Here is a 23265-nt window from a genome sequence, read left to right as displayed (position 1 = left end):
GCCATCATCGCCGCATCGACCGCGACTATGCAAATTTTCGATTTCTTCAGTCAGTGGCCTGGCTCAACCGCTGTCTGGAGACCTCGGCCACGTGCTTCGACTGCTGCCTGAGCCAAGAAATCCTCGATGGCGGCAACGGAGTGCTGACGACATAGGTTGAGGGCTTCGACTTCCGTGAGGCAGTCGATCCCATAGCCGAATTGGCTTTGCCAGAGGTCGTCAAGTGCTTGGCCATGCCGCTCCCATAGCACAATTCGGGTTGCGGGCTGCAATGAAATTATGCGTGCGTCCCGGCTCTCGGTCAGGGTCGTGATCGCGATGACCTCTCCGCCCCGTGCCTCGACGTAACCGCGCAGGTTGGCGAGAGTGCCGCCAAGGCCGACGTGATCGTCAACAAGCACATAGTTTGCACCCGGTTGCACCTGCCCTTCGAACGTTGCCGGGGTGACCAGCCGCTGAAACGCCGGGGCGCGGGTATGGCCGACTTTGTTTGTCTGAACGATTTCACCGGCGATGACGGGGGTGCCAAGTTCGTTGCCCAACACCTGCGCCATCGCATCGGGGATCGCGTTGAAGCCCGCTAGCTCGTCTGCCACGACCGGCAGGAGCAGAGTAGGCCGATTGCCGATAATCTCCTGAAGACTCACTATTCCATCTGGCGACAGTAGATCGGATGCCAGCAGGAGAGCCGCCTCAGCATCCCCCGCCTTGGCGGCAGCGTAGCCGGGATGCCTGTCACGGGTGCGGACATCGGTATGAATGACAACATCGGGGAAGTCAGGTGGCCAGGGAAGTCGGATCGGCAAAGTATTGGTCATCTGGGAAACATGCCAATCGGCAGCCCGAAAGGCCAGAACTCGATTGCGCACCAAGCTGAACCAATATCTGCGCGATTCGCGCGCAAACGCCGTCGATGCTTGCGCAAATCTCCGTCACTGGAGCAGTCGTGGTAGGTGAATCAGCTTCTCCGCCGGGGAATGGCAAAAAACTCGCCGCCTCAGGCCGCACGGTGTTGGCGTCCGTGACCTTCTCTATCCGTCCGTAGCCGTGCCTATCCTTCTCTTTTTCATTCTATCCGGGATTGCGATGTGGACCTGTCTGCTCGGAAACTGCCTTGCGCCAAGCACTTGGACAATCAATTCTTGCGTCAGGGGCAACCAGTAACTGCCAACGAATGGAAGCAAGTCCCATGTCCAACACTGACAAAATCATCCGCCTCAAGACCGTTCTCGCCCGCACCGGCCTGTCCCGCTCCACCATGTATCGCAAAATCGCAGAGGGGACTTTCCCGTCTCAGGTGAAGATCAGCGTTCACGGCGCGGGCTGGCGGGAATCCGCTGTGAACCGCTGGATCGATGATCCGGTCTCGTACCGGAATGAGAGCGCGGCGCTGTGACAGCGCCGCCTTCGGTCGAGCCGATCTGCGTGAAGGTCAATGACGCTGCGCGCATGATCGGCGTCGGTCGCACCAAACTCTACGAGCTGATTGCGTCGGGCCAGATCGAGGCCATCAAGCTCGGTAAGTCGACCCGTATCACGACTGCCAGTCTGCACGAGCTGGTCATGCGGCAGCGCGAGCCTGAATAGGCTCGGCTGTCGCCGTATTCGCTGCCGAGGCGCTATTGCCCAGATAGTCAGCCCATTGCTTCATCAGGCTCCGACGCTTCTCGAAGAAATCGGTTCGGCGGTAGGCGGCTTCGACCTTGTTGGGTAGCTTGTGGGCGAGCGCCTTGTCAGCGACCTCCTTGGGGAAGTCGGTGCATTCGGCGGCCCAGTCCGTGAAGGTGGATCGGAAGCCGTGCACGGTGATGCTCGCGAATCCATCGTCGCGCAGAAGCTTGGTCATGGTCATGTCGCTGATCGGCTTCTTCCCGTCGTTGGAAAAAACCAAGCCCGCATCGCTGGTCCGCTCGGCCCAGCGTTTGCGAAGCAATGCCAAAACCGGTGCCGAAAGCGGCACCACATGGGTTTCGCCTGCCTTCATCCGTTCAGCGGGAATGGTCCATACCGCCTTTTCGAGATCGAACTCGGTCCATACCGCAAGGCGCGTCTCGTTGGACCGCACGGCGTTGTAGATCGTGAAGCGCATGGCGTCGCGTCCGGTCGTCTGGGCTGCAGTGGCAAGCTTTTTCATCAGTGACGGGACATCGGCATAGGGCATGGCCTCCATATGGCCGCGTTTGTCGTTCTGTCGGGGCAAGCCCTTGCGCACCGAACGCAAGGAAACCTCTTCCGGCACCCAGCCTTTCACATGCGCGAAATCGAGCACCACGCCGATGCGCTGGAGCAAGCGCCGCGCCGTTTCCGGTATCTCCAGCCATATTGGAGACAGCGCCTCGACCACGCAGGCGCTGTCCACCTTGTCGACCGGCTTCTTGCCGATGCGCGGAAAGAGGTGGCGCTCGAAACCGGATAGCCAGCGGGAATGATGCCCGTCTTTCCATCCGTCACCCAAGGTTTCATGGCACGAACGGGTTGCGGCTTCGAAGGTCGGTATGACCTTCCGCGCCTTGCGTCGCTCGGCGACAGGATCGAAACCGTCACGAACGCGGCGGCGCAATTCCGCTGCCGCTGTTCTGGCATCGGTCAGCGAAACATCATGCGCCGATCCCAGCCCATAGTCGCGGCGGTGGCCTTTCAACTGCATGCGCAGCACCCAGGTGCGCGCGCCACTGGGCTTCACGACGAGGCACAAGCCCCTGCCATCGACATGGCGACCGGGCTTCGCGTTCTTCACTTTCAATACTGTCAGCGCCATCAGGTTCGAGTCCCTGTCAGGGATTCATACCGCCAAAAACGGGGGTATTTGGTCCCACAATCGTTCCCACATTTTAGCGGGAATTCAGGCGATTCAGGGCGACCGACCGCGAACACGTTACAAGATAAACCGCTGATTTTACAGGGTAGTTGGAGACGCTCTGAAATTGCCTGAGACGAAAGTTATAGCGCCTCCTCCGCTACCATCCGAATGGTGGCCGCAAATGGCCGCCAAAAGGTACCTCGAGACCCCGGAAGGTCTCTTTCTCAGAACTCCGCGTCGCGGGACAATTTCTGCCCGCACTCGCGCTCGCAGGAGATTTCATGGCTAACCGCAGTATTGGCTCAACCATCATCGTGACAACAGTCCCCGACTTGGAACCTCTGACCGTAAAAATATCGGTGGCTGCTCAGTTGACCGGTCTCGATGAAGTTCGGATCAAACAGCTCGCCGCGTCCGGGGCGATAGAACGGGTCAGGGTTGGTCGAGCCGAACTTATCGTCTATTCCAGCCTCAAAGATTTTATCGCCAAAGCTGTTAAGCTGATGACCGCGAGGCTTCAGACGGGCGATGTAAATAGTAACGTCGTACAGTTGGTCCACCTGGTGCCGAAAGGTCACGAGAAATGACCGATAACGGCTTCGACAAGCTCCCGCGGTTGGCCAACGGAACTTTGGAACCGTTGGCGGTCCGGGTCACGGTGGCGGCCGAGCTTCTCGGACTCGGCAAGACGGCTATCTACGAATTGATCGAGTCCGGCGATATTGAGATCGTGAAGCTCGGCCGAGCTACGCTCATCCCCTACAGGAACCTCAAGAAGCTAATCGGACAGCAGGAGTAGGGACAGACCCGAATGAGCTGCGCTGAACGAGTGGGGCCTTGCGCAACTCCTCGATATGATCGGACCACCACTGCATCATCCGCACGCGTTCCGGCCAATATTCGCCCCGAGTGTAGGCGCGCCGCACCTCATTGGTCTCGATATGAGCAAGCTGGCGTTCAATGGCGTCCGGGTGCCACTGGCCGGACTCGTTGAGCAGCGTTGCCGCCATCGCTCGAAAGCCATGAGCCGTCATCTGGTCTGCTTTGAAACCAAGCCGACGCAGGGCCAGGTTCACCGTGTTTTCCGACATCGGCATTCCATCCTTGCCGAGGCAGGGGAAAAGATGCTGACCGCTTCCGGTCAGATCGTGGAGGCGGTGAAGCTTCGCCATCATCTGACGGGACAACGGCACCCAGTGGGGCCGCCGCATCTTCGTCTTTTCCGGCGGTATCGCCCAGACCGACTGATCGGCATCGAATTCCGGCCATTCAGCCTGACGAAGCTCGCCAGGACGAACGAAAAGGTGCGCTGAACATTCCAGCGCGATCGCGGTGATCTCATGGCCGGTGTAGTTCTCGATCGCTCGCAGGAGGACGCCTGCTTCGCGTGCGGTCGTGATCGCGGCGAGGTTCTTGGATTTTGGCGTAGCGATCGCACCGCGCAGATCACAGGCGACATCGCGCTCGATCCGGCCGGTCGCGACTCCGAAGCGGAAAATGCGGCTGATCACGCTGCGCAGTCGCCGCGCCGACTCCAATGTGCCGGCCGCTTCCAGCGTTTTGAGTACGGCGAGAACATCGAGTGGCCGGATAACCTCGATGGGCAGGGCACCCAGCTTTGGATAGGCCTTGTCGAGCAACCACCGGATCTTGTTGATCGTCACGATCGAGAGCTCGTCACGCTCGCATTTCTCGAGCCACTCCTCGGCGACATCGCGAAAGCTGTTGCCGGCGACGATCTTCACCTTGGCCGCGACGGGACCGAAGCGTTTGACGAGGGCAGGGTCGCTGCCCTCAGTGATCAGCTTGCGGGCTTCCTCGGAGCGTTGTCGGGCCTCGCTGATCCCGAGCTTCGGCCAATGTCCGAGATGAAGCGTCTTCTGCTTCCCTTCGTACCGATATTTGAGACGCCAGACTTTCGTACCCGAAGGCTGCACGACAAGTGTGAGTCCTCGCCCGTCAGAGAGCTTGAGAGCACCATTCGGGGCCTTGGCCTGGGCGATCTGGATGTACGTAAGTGGCATGAATCAGCTCCAAAAAAGGGCTGATCGCGGACCACCATTTGGACCACCAAATCGAGGCGGCTGGAGGCGGTTTAAGGCGGTTCAGCCCGGATTGCGGCTGACGAGAATCTTGGAATTTCCGACCTGAAACCAGCTACTTAGCGGTCGTTCCCGAACGTTGTCGGAAACCACTTGGTGCCCAGGAGAACACTCCCATCGGGCACCCAAGAAACTGATTTTCCATATAAATCATCAGCGGAAAATCACCCGCACCATCGATAGCACCAACACATCGTCTGGACAAGGCTGGACATGCCCGGACGGGCGTAAAATGCGCCGTCTGACAACCGCTTAATAATAGCCATACGGCTGGCGATAGGCGTGATCATCATTGTCGCCGAACAGCTTGGTTTTCTCGAAACGCTGCTCGAGACCGTCAGCCGAGAGCGCCGCTTCGCGCGCGGCCAGCCTGCGCTCGGCCAGCCCCAGAATTTCAGCGAAGCCTCTGATCCCATTATGTCGAAAGCCGCAAAGACATAGTTCGGCAAATGGTGGCGCCAAGGTGGTGGCGGAACGGTCTGGGATTTCATCACTTATGATCCGGAATTTGACCATGTCTATATCGGCGTCGGCGATGGCTCGACGTGGAATCATCAAATTCGTTCGCAAGGGAAGGGCGACAATTGGTTTCTCGCATCGATTGTCGCGCTTGACCGCAAGACCGGACAATATGCCTGGCATTATCAGGCTTCGCCCGGCGATACCTGGGATGCGACCGCAACCCAGAACATCGTCCTGACCGATTTGGAAATAGGCGGCAAGCCGCACAAGGTGCTGATGCAGGCACCGAAAAATGGCTTCTATTATGTCATTGATCGGGCCAACGGGCGCCTCCTGTCGGTCAAGAATCGTACCGATGGCGAAGACGGCCGACGCGCCGCCGGGGCAAGCGATCAGTGGGCCTACGGCATCGACCTCAAGACCGGACGTCCGCTGGAAAATCCTGAAGCGCGATATCTCGGCGGCAAGATGGTCCGCGTTCGTCCGACGGGATGGGCGCCCATAGCTGGCAGCCGATGTCATTCAACCCGGCGACCGGTCTTGCCTACATTCCCATCTAGGATTGGACATCGACTTTCCAGACTGATCCCAGCTATCTCCGCTCCCGAACACACGGGCGAGCGGCTTGGTTGCGGGCGGGCAGTTGCCCAAGAACCTCAAAATCCGTGGCGGTTTCGCCAAGGCCCTGAACGCCAGGCTACTGGCCTGGGACGTCAAAAACCAGCGCGCGGTTTGGTCGGTGGCCCACGATACTGGGGGTAACGGCGGGACTCTCGCCACCGCGGGCAATCTGGTGTTCCAAAGCGACGGCCAAGGCATATTCGCCGCCTATGATGCAACGGATGGCAGGAAGCTCTGGAGCTTCAATGCCTATGCGACGACGCAAGGCGGACCGATCACCTATTCGATTGCCGGCGTGCAATATGTGGCGATCGCCGTCGGCAACGGCGGAGCCAGCTGGCTCGCCGGTGGTGTAACCACGCCTCAGCGGCCGGCAACGATGCAGGGCATGGTTCTCGTCTTCAAACTCGGCGGGAACGCGAAAATGGCTGAGCCAAAGCGTTTCCCCGACCAAAAACCCGCATTTGCCGCATTTCCGACGCCCGACGCTCGGACTGTTGCGGCCGACGCGAAGGGTTACGCCATCTATTGCGCTAGCTGCCATGGCTTCGGCGCCGTAAGCGGCCGCGTCATGCCTGACCTTGGTCGCTCGCCCATCGCGGAGAACTTCAACGCCCTGCGCACCGTTGTGAAGGGCGGCGCTCTGCTGGGAAATGGCATGCCCAGTTTTGGGCCGGAACTTTTCGAGCAGGATTTGCACAAAATCCAAGCATTCTTGGCCGACGAGGCAAAGTTGCTCTCGATGGGCGACCAGCGGGCCGCCCAAAAATGAAGATCAATCGGGTCACGAGAGCGCCAACGTCCATCCGTACAGTTGACGGGTACGGTTCAAAAATGATGGAGGCGGACCTGCAATGGATGGACAAATCAAACAAGCAAGGGCTGGCTAACTTTGGTCCTGATGAAAGACGGGAGTAAAATCCTACTTAATCTTCAAAACAACTTTTCCTTTTGAGCGACCTGCCTCGATGTAGGTCAAGGCATCGTTCATTGCTTCGAATGGAAAGGTCCGGTCTATCACCGGGCGAATGATACCGGCTTCGATGAGCGTCGTGATTTCTCCCAATTGCTTGCCATTCGCCGTCATGAACAGAAATGAATAGCGGACGCGTTGGCGCTTCGCTTTCTTGCGAATGCCGAAGCTCAGAAGGCGCATGACCTGCCGTAGCATCCAGCCGGAGCCATTGTCCCGCGCGAAATTAAGATCGGGCGGTCCCGAGATCGAGATCAGCGCGCCGCCTGGCTTGAGCACACGAAGCGATTTTTCGAGTTCTTCCTTACCCAAGCTGTTGAGCACGACATCATAGTCGCTCAGGACATCGGCGAAATCGTCCTTCTGGTAATCGATGACGATATCCGCTCCCAAGTTCTTGACCAGATCGACGTTCACTGTGCTCGTCGTCGTCGCGACGGTGGCTCCGAGATGCTTGGCCAACTGAATCGCGACTGTGCCGACACCGCCGGCGCCGGCTTGGATGAAGATTTTCTGCCCCTTTTTGAGCTTGGCGCGCTGGACCAGCGCCTGCCATGCGGTCAGGCTGACCAGAGGAACAGCGGCCGCTTCCTCCATGGACAGGTTGGCGGGCTTCAAAGCCAGATCACTCTCGCGAATCGCGATGAATTCCGCAAAGGTGCCGATGCGATCCTGGTGCGGTCTTGCATAGACGACGTTGCCAGGCTTGAAGCGCCGCACCCGAGGACCAACCCGCACCACGGTTCCGGCCAACTCGTTGCCCATGATCAGTGGGAGACGATAGGGCAGGATCAGCTTGAAATCCCCGTCCCGTATTTTTGCATCGAGCGGATTGAGTCCGGCCGCATGGATCTCGACCAGGACATCGTCATCCCGCAAATCAGGTTCGGGCATCTCGGTGAACCGCAAGGCTCCCTTGCTCTTGTAACGATCGATAACGAAGGCCTTCATACGGAATCCTTTTTGTGGTTGTCCGGCGGGCCGGCTTCTGCCGGCGTCATATGAACGGAGTGTGTGATGAGCGTCCGCACCGCATCGGTGCCGATTGTGAGGATGCGATCCGATAAAGGCGTTCCGCTCACCGCGCGGGAAAGCTGAAGCGCACCGATCAGGATCGCCTGAATACTTAGCGCGACGCCCTCGCGATCCTTGATCTCCGGCGATAATGTCGCCGCCATCTCTCGCACCAGCGCCAGCAAGCGTTCGGCATAGAGGTTGTGCGCTTCGGCTGGCTGACGTGCCAGTTCCGGCAACAGCGCCGCGAGCGCGCATCCCTTGCCGGGATTATCGCGATGCTCCGGCGAGAGATAGATCGCGATCGCCGCCGCCGGACCACCCGCGGCGATGATCTCGCGCAACTGCGTCCACTGTTCGTCCAAAGCGGTCACCACGCACGCCTGGACCAAGTCTGCCTTGGAAGGGAAGTGCGGATAGAATGCCCCGTTGGTCAGCCCCGCATCGCTCATGATGGCGGCAAGGCCGGACGCGGCGATGCCGTCATTCCGGAATCGGTCGGTTGCCACTTCCATGATCCGTCGGCGCGAGGCGTCCTTCCGGCCCTTTTCGTAACGCATGATTTGTCGCAAATCCCATATTGCAGTATGATCATACTATCATTAAGCGAGCATAATGCAACGGCGACCAGCACAAGAGTCGGCGTGGATTTGGAGCGCTCATGAATCGACATTTGAAAAAGACGGCGATCGTCACGGGCGCCTCCACCGGTATCGGCCACGCCACTGCGGAGGCACTGGCAAGCGCCGGCTTCACCGTATTTGGGACGAGCCGCCGACCGAATGGCACAGCGCCGGATCGAGTCTCAATGCTGCCCTGCGACGTGACCGACGAAGAGTCGGTCACGTCGCTGGTCGCGACCGTGCTGGGGCAGGTGGGCAGGATCGATCTGCTGGTCAACAATGCCGGCCTGGGTCTGGTGGGAGGTGCCGAGGAATCCTCGATCGATCAGGTCATGGCATTGTTCGACGTCAATCTGTTCGGCGCGATGCGCGTGACCAACGCGGTTCTGCCGGCCATGCGGCGACAAGCCGACGGCCGCATCCTCAATATGAGTTCGGTCTTGGGGCTGATCCCGGGGCCCTATTCCGCCCATTATTCTGCGACCAAGCATGCGCTCGAAGGTTATTCGGAATCGCTCGATCATGAAGTCCGCGCCTTCGGTATCCGCGTCTCGCTGATCGAGCCCGCCTTCACGCGCGGCGCGTTCGATCAGAATGGACTCAAGCCGGATGCTACGCTGGACGAATATGATCGGGCGCGCGCCGACGCGCACGCCCTTCTCGCCGACGTGATGCCGAAGGGCGATCTGCCGGAAGGCGTAGCCGACACGGTTGTTCAGGCCGCGACCGCCGCCAGCCCGCGGCGGCGTTATACTTCGGGCAAGCTAGCGTGGCAGATCAGCCTTTTGCGCCGACTCGCTCCAGCGGGCATCTTCGACAAGAGTCTGCGCAAACAATTGAGGTTGCCTGCGTGACCTCAAGTTCGCGGAAACGGCGAAACCCGCCGAACCAGATGGGGTGCCACGTGGCCCTGGAAAGTGCAGGGCGACCGATGTGGAATTGTGGGCATATTCTTTCAAACTGGCAGCGCGACACCGCGCACGTTCGTCACGGATGAGGCTTCCCTTCGGATAGATGTTGCGTTCGGATTGCTTCTTCCGTGCAACGATTGGGCAACCGTCTGGGTCCGTAGGCAGTGCGCGCTATGGATCCGATTCACTGCTCGACCTGCCGTTCGGGACCATGTTCAGGACGTCGCCCAACTCTGCATCTGGGATGGCTACCAAATTCCCGCCCGGCTCACAGGGGCAACGAAATTCGCGCACTGAGTCCCCCTTCGGGCAGATTCGAAAGAGTCACGCTGCCGCGATGGGCTTCCACGGCCGACTTGACGATCGCGAGGCCAAGCCCGACACCGCCCGTCGCGCGTTTGCGAGAGCCCTCTCCGCGGTAAACGGCTCAAAGGCCCGCTCGAGGTCGGCAACGGGCATTCCGCCTCCCCGATCACGCAATTCAACGACGACATGAGAAGCGTTAGTCTCAATCGTGACGATGCATGCGTGACCGTAAGTGACCGCATTGTTGCAAAGATTGACGAACATCCTTCTCAACAGAATTGGATCACCTTGAATCGTTGCCGGCGCGGGCTCGGTCAGTAACACGTTCAGTCCCATATCGGAAAGATCGTCGACGACACCCTCGACAAGCAGTGACAAATCCACCGGCTCGGTTGTGTGAATTCTGCTCTCGGAATCGACGAACTCCATCGTAGTCCCGATAAGATGCTCTATTTCGTCTATTTCCCTGGCGACCTTATCTCTGATCTCATCCGGCGCATCGTGGAGATGGAATTTCAATCGCGCGAGCGGCGTCCGCATGTCGTGAGCCACAGCTCCCACTAGCGAGGCGCTCCGTGATGAAACGCCGCAATCGCTTTTCGAGTTCGTTGACGGCTACAGCAGCGGCTTTGATCTCCGACGGGCCGGTGGGGCTTAATGTCGGGATGTCCTGCCGCTTGCTAAGGCGATCGATGGCGGTGACAACCTCTCGGATCGGCCTTTCGAAGCGACGGGTCAATAGAAGTGCAAGTGGAAATGCCCCGACCAGCACCACCAGCAACATCGCGATTGTTTGCGCCTGCCAGATTGTTATCGGCTCATCAGCGCCCCTTGCCACCACGCGCCAGTTTCCGTTGTGCAGCCGAACGGCCGCTTCGAACCGGCCAAACATTGGCGGACTGAAATGCGGGTTGTCTCCGTATGTGCGCAACTCAAGAGAAACCAGACGCTGGGCCTTGCGGTAGGCCATCGGGAATGCCCCTCGCTCCAGTCGCAAGGGCGTTCCAGCGGGAAGCGAGCGAGCCACGGCGCGTGCCACGACATCGCTGCCGGTCAGCGGGAACGTCGGTGTCCGGGGCGTCTCCTTGATGGTTATTCCGGCAAGCGATCTTGCTACCGGCTGACCGTTCAGCAGGCGTTCCAATTCGAACGCCGTAACGGGATAATCTAGGCCAGGCGGACGGAATAGGAATCGCTATGTTGCAGGTCGTCATGATGGCTCCAACGCTGCCGATGAGCAGAAGCGTCTGCGTCATTATCGAATTCGGAAATTTGAACCGGCTCATTAATGGCTTACGGAAGGAACAAACATATAGCCTTCGCTCCGGACGGTCCGGATCAATTCGGTCCTTGTTCGCGTGCCGACCTTGCGCCGGAGACGGCTGATCTGTGTGTCTATGGCGCGGTCGAAGGCGCTTTCAGGGCCGCGCGAGTATTCGAGAAGTTGGTCCCGGCTTAGCACACGCTGCGGGCGCTCGAGTAAGACCCGCAGCACGGAGAACTCTCCTCCCGACAATGTGATCACCACATTCTGCGGATCGCGCAGGGTCCGCCGCACCATGTCGCAGGTCCAGCCGTCGAACTGATAGATGGCGTTGCGCATGCCGACAGGTTCTGCATGTACCTTCCGGCGCAGCACAACGCGGATGCGCGCGAGCAGTTCGCGCGGCGATACGGGCTTTGCGAGATAGTCGCCGGGCTGCTCACGTTCTTATCGATGCTGCTGCATATCGCGGCAGCGACGGAGAAAAGTAGGCGGCCCGCCAAGCCCGGCTCATCGGATTTTTACGACCACTTTTCCCCGCCCGCGTCCACTCTCCACCAAGGCCATGGCTTCGTTGAGTTGATCGAAGGGGAGGGTGCGGTCGACGACCGGTTTGATTGCGCCCTTCCCGAACAAGCCGCCAGGCTGGCCAAGCCGTTCGCCATCGGCATGCATGAACAAAACGAGTAAGCGACGCCCGCCCGCTTTGCTTTGCGCCGGATACGGGCGATCAATAAAGGAAAGATGAGACGCAACGGCAAGTTTAGCCCTCGCGCTTTCGCGAAAGCAGGATCAGGCGGCCCAGAAATCGAGATGAGCTTGCCGCCGGGTTTCAAAACCTTGAGCGATGCTTCGAGTATCGAGGCATTGAGGCCACGCAGGACAACGTCGCAGCCTGAGACCGTCTCCGTAAAATCCTGCGTTTTGCAATCGACCACCGTGTCCGCGCCAAGAGTTCGGACGAGGTCCACGTTGGCAGCACTCGTTGTCGTAGCCACCGGTACCCCGCGATGTTTTGCCAGTTGAATAGCGATCGTTCCCACACCGCTAGCGCCCGCGTGTATAAGGATCCTTTGGCCGCGCTGAAGTTTCGCGCGTTCAACCATCACCTGCCACGCCGTCAACGTGACGAGCGGGATGGCCGCAGCTTCCTCATCGACAGATTTTCCGGTTTGGGCGCAAGATCTGACTCTTTGACAGCGATCCGCTCAGTGAAGGTGCCAATGTGCCCATCGCGCGGCCGTCCATAGACTGCGTCCCCGGGCTTGAGGTGGCGGACCGCATCCCCCCACGGCGACGACAATTCCAGCGAGATCGTGGCTGAGGATAAACGGCGGCTTATACGGCAGCAGAGGTTTAAACGCGCCGTCGTGGATTTTGCAATCGAGCGGGTTGAGGGCGGCTGCGTGGATCTCGACCAGTACCTCGTCGGGCGCGGTCACTGGATCAGCCACATCGGCCAGACGAAGAGTCTGCCCTTTCCCGAAGCGATCGAGAAGATAGGCCTTCATGACAGTGCCCCTCGGCAGACGCGGCACGCGACCGCGCCACCATAATAAGATCATGACCGCGTCTGGCGAAACGGTCGGCCAAATTGCGCCGATGCCAGACGAGGCACCGGTGACTAGGACTGGTGGCTTCCTGAAATCAACGTGCCACCTTGCTCAGGAGAGCTCTCAATTCTGCCAGGAAGAGAGGTGCCGATGCGACTGTCCGATGAATGTTATGCCCGATTCCGGGAAAGCCCACCACGCGGGCATCGGGGTTTGCCTGCTTGAAGCGATTTTCATGACCATCGAGAAACGCCGCCCCGTAGGCAGGATCGCCCTGCAGCAGCGTCACCGGACAAAGGATCTTGGCCGTGGTGTCGATCTCAGCCAGGACGCTGCCCTGGACGACGCTACCATCGTCACCCCAGCATCGATTGTCTTGGCGCTGCAGGGAAGACGCGTGGCTCAGCAAATGTCGATGGCTGATATGATCGCTCGCCCGGCCCCCGGCAGGAGAGGGCGCGTTAGCGAAGAAATCGTAATAGGTTTGCAGCGGCTCACCTTTTTCCTGCCAGTCCGCCTGCTGCGCACGAACCATCGTAAAGAGGCGGGGGTAGACTGACCTGGCCCATTCGCCTGGTTCGCCGAGGTACCAAGGCGGATCTTCGAGAAAAACGCCGCTAATATTGGTGACAGCGCTCTGAGCCAAGACGCCAGCGACGCACCCGCCCAAGGAGTGTCCGACCAGCGTTGCAGGGCGATCAATCATTTTCAAAAGCGTCCGCGCGTCCGAGACATAATCATCGAGGGAATATCCGTCGGCATGATCGGAATGCCCGTGGCCGCGGAAGTCCAGCGTCCAGATCTGATAATCTTGCGCGAGACCGTTCGCCACTTCGGCCCAGGTATCGCGCGATAGACTGACGCCATGCAGGAAGACCACGGGTGGCCCATCAGGGTTGCCGAACAGGGAGACTGCGAGCTTTTGTGTGCCGTTGCGGAGTGTCAAATCTGTCATGCCATCATCCTCCTGAGCAATATCATTATCAACTGGGCGTTAGGCCGCGCTGCGTCGAATTAAGCGCCTTTACCGCGATCAATGCGAATGCTTCGGTTGCGGCGGATGCCCTAGAGTCCAGATATAGCCAGCAAGGGCAACACGGTCTGGCTCGCTCAAGGTAACCCCGCCGTCAGCCGGCATGGTGGAGGCACTCTTCTTAGGCGCCGAAACACCGTTGCGGATGACACGGGCAATCGATGCAGTGGATCCGTCCGCCCAGAGCCACCCGCCTTGCCCGGTCAAGCGTGGCCCCACATTCGTTCCTCGGCCGTCCGATCCGTGGCAACCACTGCACGTCCCGCCTCGCTCCTGGCCAGTGAAGATACGCTGTCCCAGCCTGATTTGCGCTTGTGTATAGCCGGGGGGCAGGGACCCCAGGTTTTCGGGGCTGGCGCTTGCCAATGGGACGCGGTTGGGACTGGCGATGGCGGCCGGCTTGGCCGCAACAAGTGTCGCTGACTCCGGCCCGGAATAGGTGATGCGCCAGATGCGTCCGTGAGAATCCTCGGACACATAGAGCGCACCGTCCGGGCCCACCGCGAGGCCGGACGGCCGGAATGCGGCTCGACCGGGCTCTTTAAAGGCGCCGGCAAAACCGTCCGCGAAAATAATGTAATGGCCGTTCGGCGCGCCATTCCGAAAAGGCTGGAATACAATATTGTAGCCGTCCTGCGGCGCAGGCGTGCGGTTCCAGGATCCATGAAACGCAATGAACAGGCCGTCCCGATAGCGGCTCGGGAATAGTGATCCGGAGTAGACGGCAAGATCGTTGGGCGCCCAATGCGCGGGATAGCTGGCTAAGGGAAGCTGCTTGGAACCGCATGTCCCGGTCTTGCGGCCGTCGCCACCATATTCGGGCGCCAGTATCCTCTTTTTTAGGCCTGGATCAAAATAACAGAACGGCCAACCGTAATCCGCGCCGTCGTACAAGAGCAGCAATTCCTCGGCCGGCAGCTCGGCGCCTTGCTTGTCGGTGTAAATCTTGGGCCAATTTTGTCCGAGCTGATCGCGGCCGTGCTGAACGGCCAATATCCGACCATCTTTGGTAAAGGCAATGCCGCCGGCGTTGCGCAAACCTGTCACGAACCGTTCGGAGGGCGAGAAGCTTTGTCCGGTGCGCTTTGCATCATACCGCCAGATGCCGGCCCGGGTGCTGAGCTCCTCGCACGGCATCTTGCCCGGCGATTCAAGCTCGCGATTTGCCTTTTGACAGGAATTGCTGGGAGAGCCGCTGTTGACGAAGATCGTGCCGGCCTGATCGATCGCGAAGGGATGCATGGGATGCGATCCGCTTAACGGCAGCCCCGTCACCACCGCATCCGGCGGCGAGTTCTCGATCAGTCCGCTTTGGGATATCGCGTACCGAACAATGCGATCGTCGGCCTCGACGAACAGGTCGTCCTTATAGAGCGCGATACCGGTGCCTCCCGTTGCGCCGTCCGCAACACCGGGTCCGATCCGCTTGACGATATCGGCCCGTCCATCGTGGTCGCTGTCGCGAAGTGCAACGACAAAACCGCCTGGCGGCGGCGCGGACGCGTCGGCATAGTAGCGACCGCTCCAAGTGTTGACATACACCGTGCCGTCGGGCGCTACCGTCAAGTGCCGCGCATGCCCAAGCCGATCGGCGAATATCGTGGCGCAGAAGCCGGGCGGCAAACTGAGTTTGGTGTCCCCATGACACTTGGCCGAAGCGTTGCGCTTCGTGCCGACCTCCGGCTTTGCGGTGGAGCTTGCTGTGCTCGTCAGGGCGACCAGGGCGAAGAGGCCAAGCCATGGGGATCGTGTGCGCACGGGGCAGCTCCAGAGCATCTTAGTGATGATAGCGGACGGGGGACAGACGGAACGGCAGCACAGGTGCGTTTGCCGGCACCGATGGCCCGCCGAAGAGCCGCGAAAGCTGTCCTGAAACAAACCAGATCTGCTGGTGAAACGTCGATAAGCCGGTTGGTTCGACGACGGCATCGGCAAGCGGCTCAACGGTGGCACTGTCGCCGGAGATGGTGACGGCGCTGATGCGCCCGCCGCCTTCCGCTAAAGCCAAGCGTTGGCCGCCGAGCGATCGCATCCCATCTGGTTTCTCGAGCGGTCGTGACGTGCGCAGCTTGACCACCGGGCCCGCGCTTCCGTCCGAGCGAATGGCGATGCGGAACAGCGCACCGCTTCGGTAATTGTTGACGTAGAGGTTTCGATCAGCCGCGAACGCCAGGCCATCCAGACCGCCGCCGCGGGGCGACTCCAATAGGCTGTCGGTAAACCAGAGACTGAGCGCCGCCTCGCCTTCTCGCCAGCGATAGATGCGCGGTCCGCTCGTGTCCGTGATGTACACCGCGCCGTGCCGATCTATCGCAATGTCATTGCAGACGGATTTGGCGCCCGGCAGCGGCAAAGCGATTCTGCCTTGTCCGCTTCGCAGGTCGAAGCCGATCAGACGGCTCCCGGCAGCAGCGCCGTCAATCCGGATGCCCCGGTCGCGAAAATCGTTGCTGCAGACCCACAGAATCCCGCTGCGGCGATCGGCCAAAACCCCGTAGATCGAGCCGCTTTCAAAAGACCCTGGAGCGATGAATCGGTCGACCGTTCCTGATACAAGGGAGACCCGCAGGACGCCTCCGCTGACGCTGCCGACAAAAGCCGAACCATTGGGAAGTGTGGAGACGCTCTCCGGGAATAATGTGTCACCTGGCAAATCAATGGGGCCGGGCGCCGCGCCGCCGAGCGCCAAGGCCGTGGGGATCAACACGGCCCATCGATGTGGCCTGCCAAGACTTCCGACGTTTCCGCCGCATTTGGCACGGCGCTTGAACGGGTCGCCCGTGACCAGCGAACGGCGATATCGGAGATAATCCCAGAGCAGACCGCCAGACGTTGTGACATATATCGTCATTTCGTCGGGTAGACAGTTTGGCGACGACCCTGTCAAGCTGTCGGTGCCACCTCCAGCCGACCCAATCCATTCGGGACCTAAGGCGTGCGAGGCTCTCGCGTGAGACAGCTTCCAACATGATCAATATGGTCGATGGTCAAGCAAATCTGCCTCAGGATGAGGCCTTCTAGGTCCTCAAGGCTCACCGCCGTGGATTTAAAGCCGCGAATGGCGAGAACGAGCAGGCGCGCCAGATCGGGCACGGCGATCTGGTCGCCCGAGCCGGCAGAGCTTGCCGCGAGGATCTCCGCGACAAGCGCGATGAAACGATTATAGCCATCGACATACGCTGGATTGCCAGTGAGGTCACGAAGCGCTGGATTGCTCTGAGAGCGCTCGAAAGAAGCGGCCGACCAGATCATGCACACCCGGCGAAGCCGTTCAGCCGGCGACGTGACATCTGCGATCGATTCGGTCATCTTCGTCAGCATGGCGTCCATGCCGCTATCAATGACCGCTTTAAGAACCGCCTCCTTGCCCTTGAAAAGCTGGTAGAGCGCAGGACGCGACATTCCGGCCGCCTCTGCGATCATCCCCATCGTCGTGCGCGCAAACCCATGGTGCATGAATACCTTTTCGCCCGCCGTGATGGCCCGTTCGAGTTTCGTTGGCGGTGTCACGCTGGTGCTGCTCCTTTAAAATCATTGTTGACTTCATCCACGCGCGCGTCAACAACGTCTGACATAATATCGCGCAGTGTCAGTTTGTCAGTACGGCAAGCCATGACAACACGTTATTGCTTTTGGCGAGGGGAAGGAAGGGCCGAACGGCCTACAGGCACGCGTGAGCAGCCCGACGAGCGGCGTTACCGCAGGGTCAACGCCTCATGGGGCAAGGCCATGCCCCGAAATACATCTACGTTCATCAAGCAAAAGCGGAAAAACCGCAAAGGGGAGGAAAAATGAATCATAGGCATTCCAGGATTGTGTTCGTCTCACTGCTCGCGACCGCGGCTGCAGTTCCGTCGGCGGCCGTTTGCGCCCAGACCGCACAAACCGCGTCGAGCCCACCACCGTCTGCGCAAACCGACACCGCGCCCGATCAGGGCCTACAAGAGATTGTGGTGACCGCGGAAAAGCGCAGCACGAATTTGCAACGGACACCGATCGCCGTCACCGCGCTGACGAGCGATACGCTGGCAAAGGCCCAGGTCCGGACCCTGATCGATATCCAGACCCTCGTTCCAAACTTCCAGATGGGGCAGAATTCCGGATACGCCCAGATCACGTTACGCGGCATCGGCATTTCCAATTTCGTGCCGACGGCTGAAGGCGCGGTGGCGGTCAACGTCAATGAGGCCTACGTCTCGCGTCCAATCGCGCAGCTGAGTGGCATCTACGACATCGGCTCGATCGAGGTGCTGAGAGGGCCGCAAGGAACCCTCTACGGCCGCAACGCTACGGCTGGCTCTGTCAACATCACGACCGCGCGACCGACCAACGATTGGTCCGGTTATGGTCGCGCCACGATCGGTAATTTCAGTGCTGTCAATGTCGAGGGCGCGGTCGGTGGCCCGATCGTTGATGACAAGATACTGTTCCGTGTGGCGGGGTTTGTCGATCGCCACTCCGGTTACGGTCGCAACTTGGTCACAGGCAATGACGTAGAGGACAAGAACGCGCGAGGTGTTCGGGGGACCCTCGTTATCACCCCGGTCTCAGGGCTGAAGGCCACGGTGATCGGCGAATACTACAAGGAGAACGAGCGGTCTGCGGCGCAACATTATTTTGGCGCGGCCGGATTGAGCGGACTCTCGGGGTCGACGGGCCAGCCGCCGGTCTTCGTTCAACAGGGCGGCTATGCTCCCACCGGCCTTCAGGATATCGCCAATGTCAGGGATCCCAAGTTCAGGCTGAGAACGGCATCTGCTACCGGGATAGTCGAATGGACGTCTGGCCCGGTCAGTCTGAAGTCGGTCACCGGCTATCGTGATCAGAATTCGCTGACGTTCGAATCGATCGGCGCTGGCAGCAACGTCGATGCCTTCTACATAGCCGGCGAACCCGCCCACCAATTCAGTCAAGAGTTGCAGGCGCATTACGACACGTCGCGCCTGCACGCGACTGCGGGCCTGTACTATTTCAAGGAATATGACGCCTCGATCCCTGGCGCGGTCGCGTTTCCCGGCCGTCTGCTCGATCCGATTCTGGGTCTGCCGCCACGATCGCCCGACTATCTCGTTGACGGGGAGATCGGCGGGTCGATCCGGACGACCGCGAAGGCTGCTTTTGCCCAAGCCAGCTACGAGATTGTGGACCGCTTGACGTTCACCGTCGGCATCCGTGTGAGCAGTGAGCGGAAGAAGGCCCTCCTTTACAACCGCTTTGACTTCTTCACGCCTTACATCAGCAACTCGCCCTATCACAACGACACGCCTTTGCCGGCTCCGACCCCGGAGGGCCCAAAAACCTTCAAGTCGACGACACCGAAGCTCGGGATCCAGTATCAGCTCAGCCGGTCGACGCTGGCGTACGCATCTTACTCCAAGGGATTCAAGTCCGGTGGATTTGACGTCACAACAATTGCGCCTGCCTTCGAACCCGAGAAATTGACGGATTACGAAGGCGGTATCAAGACCACGCTCTTGGATAATCGCCTTCGGCTGAGAGCGGCGGTGCAAAAGTCGGCCACGGTAGCGGCGGAATAAACCAGCCGCGGGCGGAGTAAAATCCGGCCACCTATTTCCTTTCTGCAATGACGGCAGGAGGGACAGGGGATCTACACCGTGGAACTATATCTGAAGGTTCGCCTGGCTGTCTCCGAAGGGATGACGCAGCGCCAGGCAGCAAAGCATTTCAACATATCTCGCGACAGCGTCGCCAAGATGGTGTCGTATTCGATACCGCCCGGCTATCAGCGGCGATCACCGATCCGGCGGCCGAAGCTGGATGCGTTCGTTTCGACGATCGAGCATTGGCTCGACGAGGATATGAAGGTGCCGCGCAAGCAGCGGCATACTGCCAAGCGGGTGTTCGACCGGCTGCGCGACGAATGCGGGTTCACCGGCGGCTACACGATCATCAAGGACTACATGCGCGAGCGGGATCAGCGCCGCCGGGAGGTGTTCGTGCCGCTGTCGCATCCTCCCGGCCATGCGCAGGCCGACTTTGGCGAGGCGACTGTGGTGATCGGCGGCGTCGAGCAGAAGGCGCGCTTCTTCGTGCTCGATCTTCCGCATAGCGACGGCTGCTACGTGCGGGCCTATCCGGCGGCGGTGGCCGAGGCCTGGGTCGACGGCCACATCCATGCGTTTGCCTTCTTCGGAGGCGTGCCGCAGTCGATCGTATACGACAACGACCGTTGCCTTGTGGCGAAGATCCTGCCCGACGGCACGCGCAAGCGGGCAGCGCTGTTCAGCGGTTTTTTGTCCCACTACCTGATCCGCGATCGCTATGGCCGTCCGGGAAAGGGTAATGACAAGGGGAATGTGGAGGGTCTTGTCGGATATGCCCGGCGCAACTTTATGGTGCCGATCCCGCAGTTTGCGACATGGGATGCGTTCAACGATTTTCTGGAGGAGCAGTGCCGAAAGCGCCAGCGCGATAAGCTACGCGGCGAGAACGAGACGATCGGCGAACGGCTGCAGCGCGATCTTGCCGCCATGCGTCCCTTGCCGGCGTCGCCGTTTGATGCCTGCGACCAGACCAGCGCTGTTGTGACAGCCCAATCGCTGGTGCGCTACAAAACGAACGACTATTCCGTGCCGGTTGCCTACGGTCATCAAGACGTCTGGGTCCGGGGCTATGTCGATCAGGTGGTGATCGGTTGCCGTGGTGAGATCATCGCCCGCCATCCCCGGAGCTGGGAACGGGAAGACATCGTCTTCGACCCCGTCCATTACCTGCCGCTGATCGAGCAGAAGATCAATGCGCTGGATCAGGCAGCTCCATTGCAGGGCTGGGATCTGCCGGACGAGTTCGCCACGCTGCGCCGTTTGATGGAAGGCCGCATGGCAAAGCATGGCCGGCGGGAATACGTCCAGGTTCTCCGTCTGCTGGAAAGCTTCGAGCTTGCCGACCTGCATGCGGCGGTAAGGCAGGCCCTTCAGCTCGGCGCGATCGGCTTCGATGCGGTCAAGCATCTGATCCTGTGCCGCGTAGAACGCCGACCGCCGCGATTGGACCTGTCGATCTATCCGTACCTTCCGAGGGCGACGGTCGAGAAGACCTCGGCGAAGGCGTATATGCGCCTCCTGTCGTCTGATGCGGGAGAGGCGGCATGAGCACCGAAGCACCTGACATCCTGCTCGCCCACTATCTCAAGACCCTCAAGCTGCCGACCTTCCAGCGCGAGCACCAAAAGCTGGCCCGACTCTGCGCAACCGAGGACGTCGATCACGTCGGCTACCTCTTCCGGCTTGCCGAGCGGGAGATGATCGAGCGCGATCGCCGCAAGGTCGAACGGCGGATCAAGGCGGCCAAATTCCCGGTCGTCAAAAGCCTCGACAGCTTCGACTTTGCCGCCATCCCCAAGCTCAACAAGATACAGGTGCTGGAACTGGCCAGATGTGAATGGATCGAGCGCCGCGAGAACGTCATCGCTCTCGGTCCCAGCGGCACGGGCAAGACGCATGTCGCGCTCGGCCTCGGCCTGGTCGCCTGCCAGAAAGGCTTATCCGTCGGCTTCACCACGGCGGCGGCCCTGGTCAGCGAGATGATGGAGGCTCGAGACGAGCGGCGTCTGCTCCGCTTCCAGAAGCAGATGGCCGCCTACAAGCTGCTGATCATCGACGAACTGGGCTTCGTGCCGCTCTCCAAGACCGGTGCGGAATTGCTGTTCGAGCTGATCTCCCAGCGTTACGAGCGCGGTGCCACCCTGATCACCAGCAATCTGCCTTTCGATGAATGGACCGAAACCTTGGGATCAGAACGACTGACCGGCGCACTGCTCGATCGCATCACCCACCACGTCAACATTCTCGAAATGAACGGCGACAGCTATCGTCTCGCCCAAAGCCGCGCCCGAAAGGCTGGCTGAAACCTTTCAAAAAAATCGCCGCGCCCGGCTGAGACCCCGCTCGGGCTACGCCCTCACGGCGGTCTCAGCCGGGCGCAAGGGTGGCCGACTTTTGCTCCGCCCGGTGGCCGGAAATTGCTCCGCCGTTGACACGTTGACCGCGCGATCAATCAGCCTGGTTTGAGGCAGGTCCAGTATTTGGTATTTTGCTTCAGCTTTCTGGTCGCGGTGGCAGACGGATTTGACCAGACAATCGTCTCGATCGTGGGCCCTGTAATCGTCAAATCCGGCGTCATCGGTCTCAACGATCTAGGGTTCGTCTTTTTCGCTGGCCTGATTGGCTATGTGCCAGGGTCTTTCCTGCTTGGCGCGGCCGCGGACCGGTGGGGCCGTCGCCCGCTGATCGTCATTGCGCTTTTCATTCTAGCCGTCGGATCAGCAGGAACCGCGCTATCGCGCAGTCTGGGCGAGCTTTTTATAGCGCGCTTCGTTACGAGCCTCGGTATCGGTGGCGCGGCACCGTGCCTGATTGCGCTAGCGGCTGAATATTCGCCTAGACGCTTGCGGACCTTCATCGTGGCGCTGATGTGGGCGGGCATCCCCTTTGGTGGCATTCTCAGTGGTCTGACGGCATCGATCTGGCTCGCTCGCTTGGGTTGGGAAGCCATGTTCGGGATCGCGGCCGCATGCACCGTGTTGCTCGCCGTTATCGTGCAATTGGTCGTTCCGGAGTCGCCTGAATTCTTGGTCGTGAAAGGTGGTCGCGAGGACGCCGTTCGGAATATCCTGGAGCGTCTGGGCGGAGGAACGTGCGACGAGCCGTTAGCGCCTGTGCCTACGCCGCTGGAAGCGCCGTCATCCCCTAAAGAGTTATTTGCCGCAGGGTTCGTCAGGGGCACAACAGCGCTGTGGATCGCCATGTTCGCGGGCTTCATGCAGCTCATCATGATAAGCCAATATACGCCGATCCTGCTTCAGATAGCGGGGATGAGGGCTGACGATAGTGGCAAGGTCTTCACCCTTTTTTACGTCGGCTCCATTGTTGGCACAGCCTTGGCTGGCCCGGCGATCGCGCGTGTCGACGGTTGCAAAGCGACGGCCGGGTGGCTGGTGGCGGCGGGAGCCGCCACGGCGTTCTTTGGTGGCTTCGCCTCAACAGTTGATAGGGCTCTTGTCGGGATCACGCTCGTTGGCCTGCTGCAAGGGTTGGGCTTGGGAGCATTGATCGCCATTTCGGCAAGCCTCTATCCTGCACACATTCGGTCCACCGGTTTTGGCTGGGCCGTTGGCGTGTCAAGACTAGGCGGTGCGGCGGCCCCCTTGCTGGCCGCCCAGTTGGTCAGCCGACATACGACCCAGGTCGCCTTCTATATGGTGGTGGCCTCCATCGCGCTCTTGGCAGCACTGGCGGTTTGGTTCATCTCCGCCGAGCGATCACCACGCGATGCGAGCCTATCATCAAGATAGGCAGCATATCCCCGGTTGATCGGAAACCGCCAAAACCCGTTCTGACCAGTCGCGTGAAAAACGATGACGCTTCGACACGGCGCCGCGCGACCGAGACGAGGCTGACATTAGTTCCAGCCCGGCACTAATAAATTGCCCACATAGGCCGTGTTTATCGATCCCCAGCCCCACTAGCATTGGGTGGGGCCAGGTTTGCCGACGGAGGGGCTAGCGATCCGTAATAGATAGCAGCGGGCGACAGGCCTCAACGATCGCTTTGTCTTGCATTGATGCGGAGCGCGAACAACGTT

At 60.1% G+C, this 23265-nt stretch carries 24 protein-coding genes and 3 pseudogenes; 11 read left to right on the top strand and 16 right to left on the bottom strand.

Annotated features, from left to right (window positions below):
* Window positions 1–50 precede the first annotated feature (50 nt).
* The gene (locus tag CMV14_RS16280) at window positions 51–818 is read right to left on the bottom strand and encodes a phosphoribosyltransferase (protein ID WP_066965252.1); all 768 of its coding nucleotides are present in this window, start codon (window positions 816–818) and stop codon (window positions 51–53) included.
* 371 nt (window positions 819–1189) lie between these two features.
* Here CMV14_RS16280 and CMV14_RS16275 point away from each other — a divergent pair, with 371 nt between their 5' ends.
* Both CMV14_RS16275 and CMV14_RS16270 read left to right on the top strand, forming a co-directional pair.
* Complete coding sequence (locus tag CMV14_RS16275) at window positions 1190–1396, top strand: helix-turn-helix transcriptional regulator (RefSeq protein WP_066965307.1); 207 nt, start codon at window positions 1190–1192, stop codon at window positions 1394–1396.
* A 29-nt stretch (window positions 1397–1425) separates the two neighbouring features.
* Window positions 1426–1587, top strand: a complete 162-nt coding sequence (locus CMV14_RS16270; RefSeq protein WP_238147064.1) for a helix-turn-helix domain-containing protein — start codon at window positions 1426–1428, stop codon at window positions 1585–1587.
* Here the strand turns inward: CMV14_RS16270 and CMV14_RS16265 are convergent.
* A complete protein-coding gene (locus tag CMV14_RS16265) occupies window positions 1562–2758 on the bottom strand; it encodes a tyrosine-type recombinase/integrase (RefSeq protein ID WP_083215935.1) in 1197 nt (398 codons plus the stop codon). The two genes, CMV14_RS16270 and CMV14_RS16265, sit on opposite strands and share 26 nt — an antisense overlap.
* Window positions 2759–3081: 323 nt before the next feature.
* Between CMV14_RS16265 and CMV14_RS26835 the strand changes: the two genes are divergently transcribed.
* Complete coding sequence (locus CMV14_RS26835) at window positions 3082–3387, top strand: hypothetical protein (RefSeq protein WP_066965257.1); 306 nt, start codon at window positions 3082–3084, stop codon at window positions 3385–3387.
* Window positions 3384–3599: a helix-turn-helix domain-containing protein gene (locus tag CMV14_RS16255; RefSeq protein WP_066965260.1), complete on the top strand. Its 216-nt coding sequence runs from the start codon at window positions 3384–3386 to the stop codon at window positions 3597–3599. The genes CMV14_RS26835 and CMV14_RS16255 overlap by 4 nt, the downstream gene beginning before the upstream one ends.
* On the opposite strand, the gene CMV14_RS16250 is transcribed toward CMV14_RS16255, so the two are convergent.
* Window positions 3571–4545 (bottom strand): tyrosine-type recombinase/integrase, encoded by a 975-nt coding sequence (locus CMV14_RS16250; RefSeq protein ID WP_331251145.1) that lies wholly within the window; start codon window positions 4543–4545, stop codon window positions 3571–3573. The genes CMV14_RS16255 and CMV14_RS16250 overlap by 29 nt on opposite strands.
* A gap of 81 nt (window positions 4546–4626) precedes the next feature.
* A pseudogene (locus tag CMV14_RS27510) lies at window positions 4627–4824 on the bottom strand (integrase arm-type DNA-binding domain-containing protein); the annotation flags it as partial.
* A gap of 567 nt (window positions 4825–5391) precedes the next feature.
* On the opposite strand from CMV14_RS27510, the gene CMV14_RS27695 reads away from it, so the two are divergent.
* Window positions 5392–6126, top strand: a complete 735-nt coding sequence (locus tag CMV14_RS27695; protein ID WP_456291220.1) for a PQQ-binding-like beta-propeller repeat protein — start codon at window positions 5392–5394, stop codon at window positions 6124–6126.
* Window positions 6008–6757: a c-type cytochrome gene (locus tag CMV14_RS16240; protein ID WP_139114732.1), complete on the top strand. Its 750-nt coding sequence runs from the start codon at window positions 6008–6010 to the stop codon at window positions 6755–6757. Before CMV14_RS27695 ends, CMV14_RS16240 begins: the two co-directional genes overlap by 119 nt.
* A gap of 150 nt (window positions 6758–6907) precedes the next feature.
* Here the strand turns inward: CMV14_RS16240 and CMV14_RS16235 are convergent, their stop codons facing one another.
* A complete protein-coding gene (locus tag CMV14_RS16235) occupies window positions 6908–7909 on the bottom strand; it encodes an NADP-dependent oxidoreductase (protein ID WP_066965271.1) in 1002 nt (333 codons plus the stop codon).
* Entirely contained in the window at window positions 7906–8532 is a 627-nt protein-coding gene (locus CMV14_RS16230; protein ID WP_066965274.1) for a TetR/AcrR family transcriptional regulator, read from the bottom strand. The genes CMV14_RS16235 and CMV14_RS16230 overlap by 4 nt, the downstream gene beginning before the upstream one ends.
* Before the next feature lie 101 nt (window positions 8533–8633).
* Between CMV14_RS16230 and CMV14_RS16225 the strand changes: the two genes are divergently transcribed.
* A complete protein-coding gene (locus tag CMV14_RS16225; protein WP_066965277.1) occupies window positions 8634–9449 on the top strand; it encodes an oxidoreductase in 816 nt (271 codons plus the stop codon).
* Window positions 9450–9774: 325 nt separating this feature from the next.
* Here CMV14_RS16225 and CMV14_RS27610 read toward each other — a convergent pair.
* From CMV14_RS27610 to CMV14_RS16180, 10 genes and pseudogenes are all read right to left on the bottom strand, one after another.
* Window positions 9775–10076, bottom strand: a pseudogene (locus CMV14_RS27610) (sensor histidine kinase).
* Window positions 10077–10299: 223 nt separating this feature from the next.
* Window positions 10300–10956, bottom strand: a complete 657-nt coding sequence (locus CMV14_RS16210; RefSeq protein WP_139114733.1) for a HAMP domain-containing protein — start codon at window positions 10954–10956, stop codon at window positions 10300–10302.
* A 141-nt stretch (window positions 10957–11097) separates the two neighbouring features.
* Window positions 11098–11415, bottom strand: a complete 318-nt coding sequence (locus CMV14_RS16205) for a winged helix-turn-helix domain-containing protein (RefSeq protein WP_066965283.1) — start codon at window positions 11413–11415, stop codon at window positions 11098–11100.
* A gap of 171 nt (window positions 11416–11586) precedes the next feature.
* Window positions 11587–11751 carry a zinc-binding dehydrogenase gene (locus CMV14_RS27605; protein ID WP_408014334.1) on the bottom strand — a complete coding sequence of 55 codons (165 nt, stop codon included), beginning with the start codon at window positions 11749–11751 and terminating at the stop codon, window positions 11587–11589.
* A 110-nt stretch (window positions 11752–11861) separates the two neighbouring features.
* Window positions 11862–12182 (bottom strand): annotated as a pseudogene (locus CMV14_RS27600) (zinc-binding dehydrogenase); the annotation flags it as partial.
* Between the two features lie 102 nt (window positions 12183–12284).
* Window positions 12285–12587 (bottom strand): alcohol dehydrogenase catalytic domain-containing protein, encoded by a 303-nt coding sequence (locus tag CMV14_RS27020; protein WP_202820860.1) that lies wholly within the window; start codon window positions 12585–12587, stop codon window positions 12285–12287.
* 136 nt (window positions 12588–12723) lie between these two features.
* On the bottom strand, window positions 12724–13584 hold the full coding sequence (locus CMV14_RS16195; protein WP_083215939.1) for an alpha/beta fold hydrolase: 861 nt from the start codon (window positions 13582–13584) through the stop codon (window positions 12724–12726).
* 78 nt (window positions 13585–13662) lie between these two features.
* Window positions 13663–15420: a PQQ-dependent sugar dehydrogenase gene (locus CMV14_RS16190; RefSeq protein WP_176489084.1), complete on the bottom strand. Its 1758-nt coding sequence runs from the start codon at window positions 15418–15420 to the stop codon at window positions 13663–13665.
* A 19-nt stretch (window positions 15421–15439) separates the two neighbouring features.
* On the bottom strand, window positions 15440–16369 hold the full coding sequence (locus CMV14_RS26830) for an SMP-30/gluconolactonase/LRE family protein (protein WP_066965312.1): 930 nt from the start codon (window positions 16367–16369) through the stop codon (window positions 15440–15442).
* Between the two features lie 221 nt (window positions 16370–16590).
* The gene (locus CMV14_RS16180) at window positions 16591–17172 is read right to left on the bottom strand and encodes a TetR/AcrR family transcriptional regulator (protein ID WP_202820859.1); all 582 of its coding nucleotides are present in this window, start codon (window positions 17170–17172) and stop codon (window positions 16591–16593) included.
* A 281-nt stretch (window positions 17173–17453) separates the two neighbouring features.
* Here CMV14_RS16180 and CMV14_RS16175 point away from each other — a divergent pair, with 281 nt between their 5' ends.
* The 4 genes from CMV14_RS16175 (at window position 17454) to CMV14_RS16160 (ending at window position 22975) form a co-directional block, all read left to right on the top strand.
* Window positions 17454–19199, top strand: a complete 1746-nt coding sequence (locus tag CMV14_RS16175; protein WP_176489085.1) for a TonB-dependent receptor — start codon at window positions 17454–17456, stop codon at window positions 19197–19199.
* 78 nt (window positions 19200–19277) lie between these two features.
* Window positions 19278–20774, top strand: a complete 1497-nt coding sequence (gene istA, locus CMV14_RS16170; protein ID WP_066970373.1) for an IS21 family transposase — start codon at window positions 19278–19280, stop codon at window positions 20772–20774.
* Complete coding sequence (istB, locus tag CMV14_RS16165) at window positions 20771–21529, top strand: IS21-like element helper ATPase IstB (protein ID WP_066970376.1); 759 nt, start codon at window positions 20771–20773, stop codon at window positions 21527–21529. Before istA ends, istB begins: the two co-directional genes overlap by 4 nt.
* Before the next feature lie 159 nt (window positions 21530–21688).
* Window positions 21689–22975 (top strand): MFS transporter, encoded by a 1287-nt coding sequence (locus CMV14_RS16160; protein WP_066970015.1) that lies wholly within the window; start codon window positions 21689–21691, stop codon window positions 22973–22975.
* The last annotated feature ends 290 nt before the right edge of the window (window positions 22976–23265 follow it).

Origin of the sequence: Rhizorhabdus dicambivorans, from assembly GCF_002355275.1 — a bacterium.
Lineage (GTDB): Bacteria > Pseudomonadota > Alphaproteobacteria > Sphingomonadales > Sphingomonadaceae > Rhizorhabdus > Rhizorhabdus dicambivorans.
Note: the sequence above shows the minus strand (reverse complement) of the source record. Positions and strands in the feature narration are given on the sequence as shown.

Excerpts from the sequence above, each read along its gene's own strand:
- CMV14_RS16230 (WP_066965274.1), bottom strand. The coding sequence starts at position 8,532 with ATGCGTTACGAAAAGGGCCGGAAGGACGCCTCGCGCCGACGGATCATG.
- CMV14_RS16225 (WP_066965277.1), top strand. The coding sequence starts at position 8,634 with ATGAATCGACATTTGAAAAAGACGGCGATCGTCACGGGCGCCTCCACC.
- CMV14_RS26835 (WP_066965257.1), top strand. The coding sequence starts at position 3,082 with ATGGCTAACCGCAGTATTGGCTCAACCATCATCGTGACAACAGTCCCC.
- CMV14_RS16195 (WP_083215939.1), bottom strand. The coding sequence starts at position 13,584 with ATGACAGATTTGACACTCCGCAACGGCACACAAAAGCTCGCAGTCTCC.
- CMV14_RS27605 (WP_408014334.1), bottom strand. The coding sequence starts at position 11,751 with ATGCATGCCGATGGCGAACGGCTTGGCCAGCCTGGCGGCTTGTTCGGG.
- CMV14_RS27020 (WP_202820860.1), bottom strand. The coding sequence starts at position 12,587 with ATGAAGGCCTATCTTCTCGATCGCTTCGGGAAAGGGCAGACTCTTCGT.
- istB (WP_066970376.1), top strand. The coding sequence starts at position 20,771 with ATGAGCACCGAAGCACCTGACATCCTGCTCGCCCACTATCTCAAGACC.
- CMV14_RS16205 (WP_066965283.1), bottom strand. The coding sequence starts at position 11,415 with ATGCGCAACGCCATCTATCAGTTCGACGGCTGGACCTGCGACATGGTG.
- CMV14_RS16265 (WP_083215935.1), bottom strand. The coding sequence starts at position 2,758 with ATGGCGCTGACAGTATTGAAAGTGAAGAACGCGAAGCCCGGTCGCCAT.
- CMV14_RS16280 (WP_066965252.1), bottom strand. The coding sequence starts at position 818 with ATGACCAATACTTTGCCGATCCGACTTCCCTGGCCACCTGACTTCCCC.
- CMV14_RS16235 (WP_066965271.1), bottom strand. The coding sequence starts at position 7,909 with ATGAAGGCCTTCGTTATCGATCGTTACAAGAGCAAGGGAGCCTTGCGG.
- CMV14_RS16255 (WP_066965260.1), top strand. The coding sequence starts at position 3,384 with ATGACCGATAACGGCTTCGACAAGCTCCCGCGGTTGGCCAACGGAACT.
- CMV14_RS16275 (WP_066965307.1), top strand. The coding sequence starts at position 1,190 with ATGTCCAACACTGACAAAATCATCCGCCTCAAGACCGTTCTCGCCCGC.
- CMV14_RS16175 (WP_176489085.1), top strand. The coding sequence starts at position 17,454 with ATGAATCATAGGCATTCCAGGATTGTGTTCGTCTCACTGCTCGCGACC.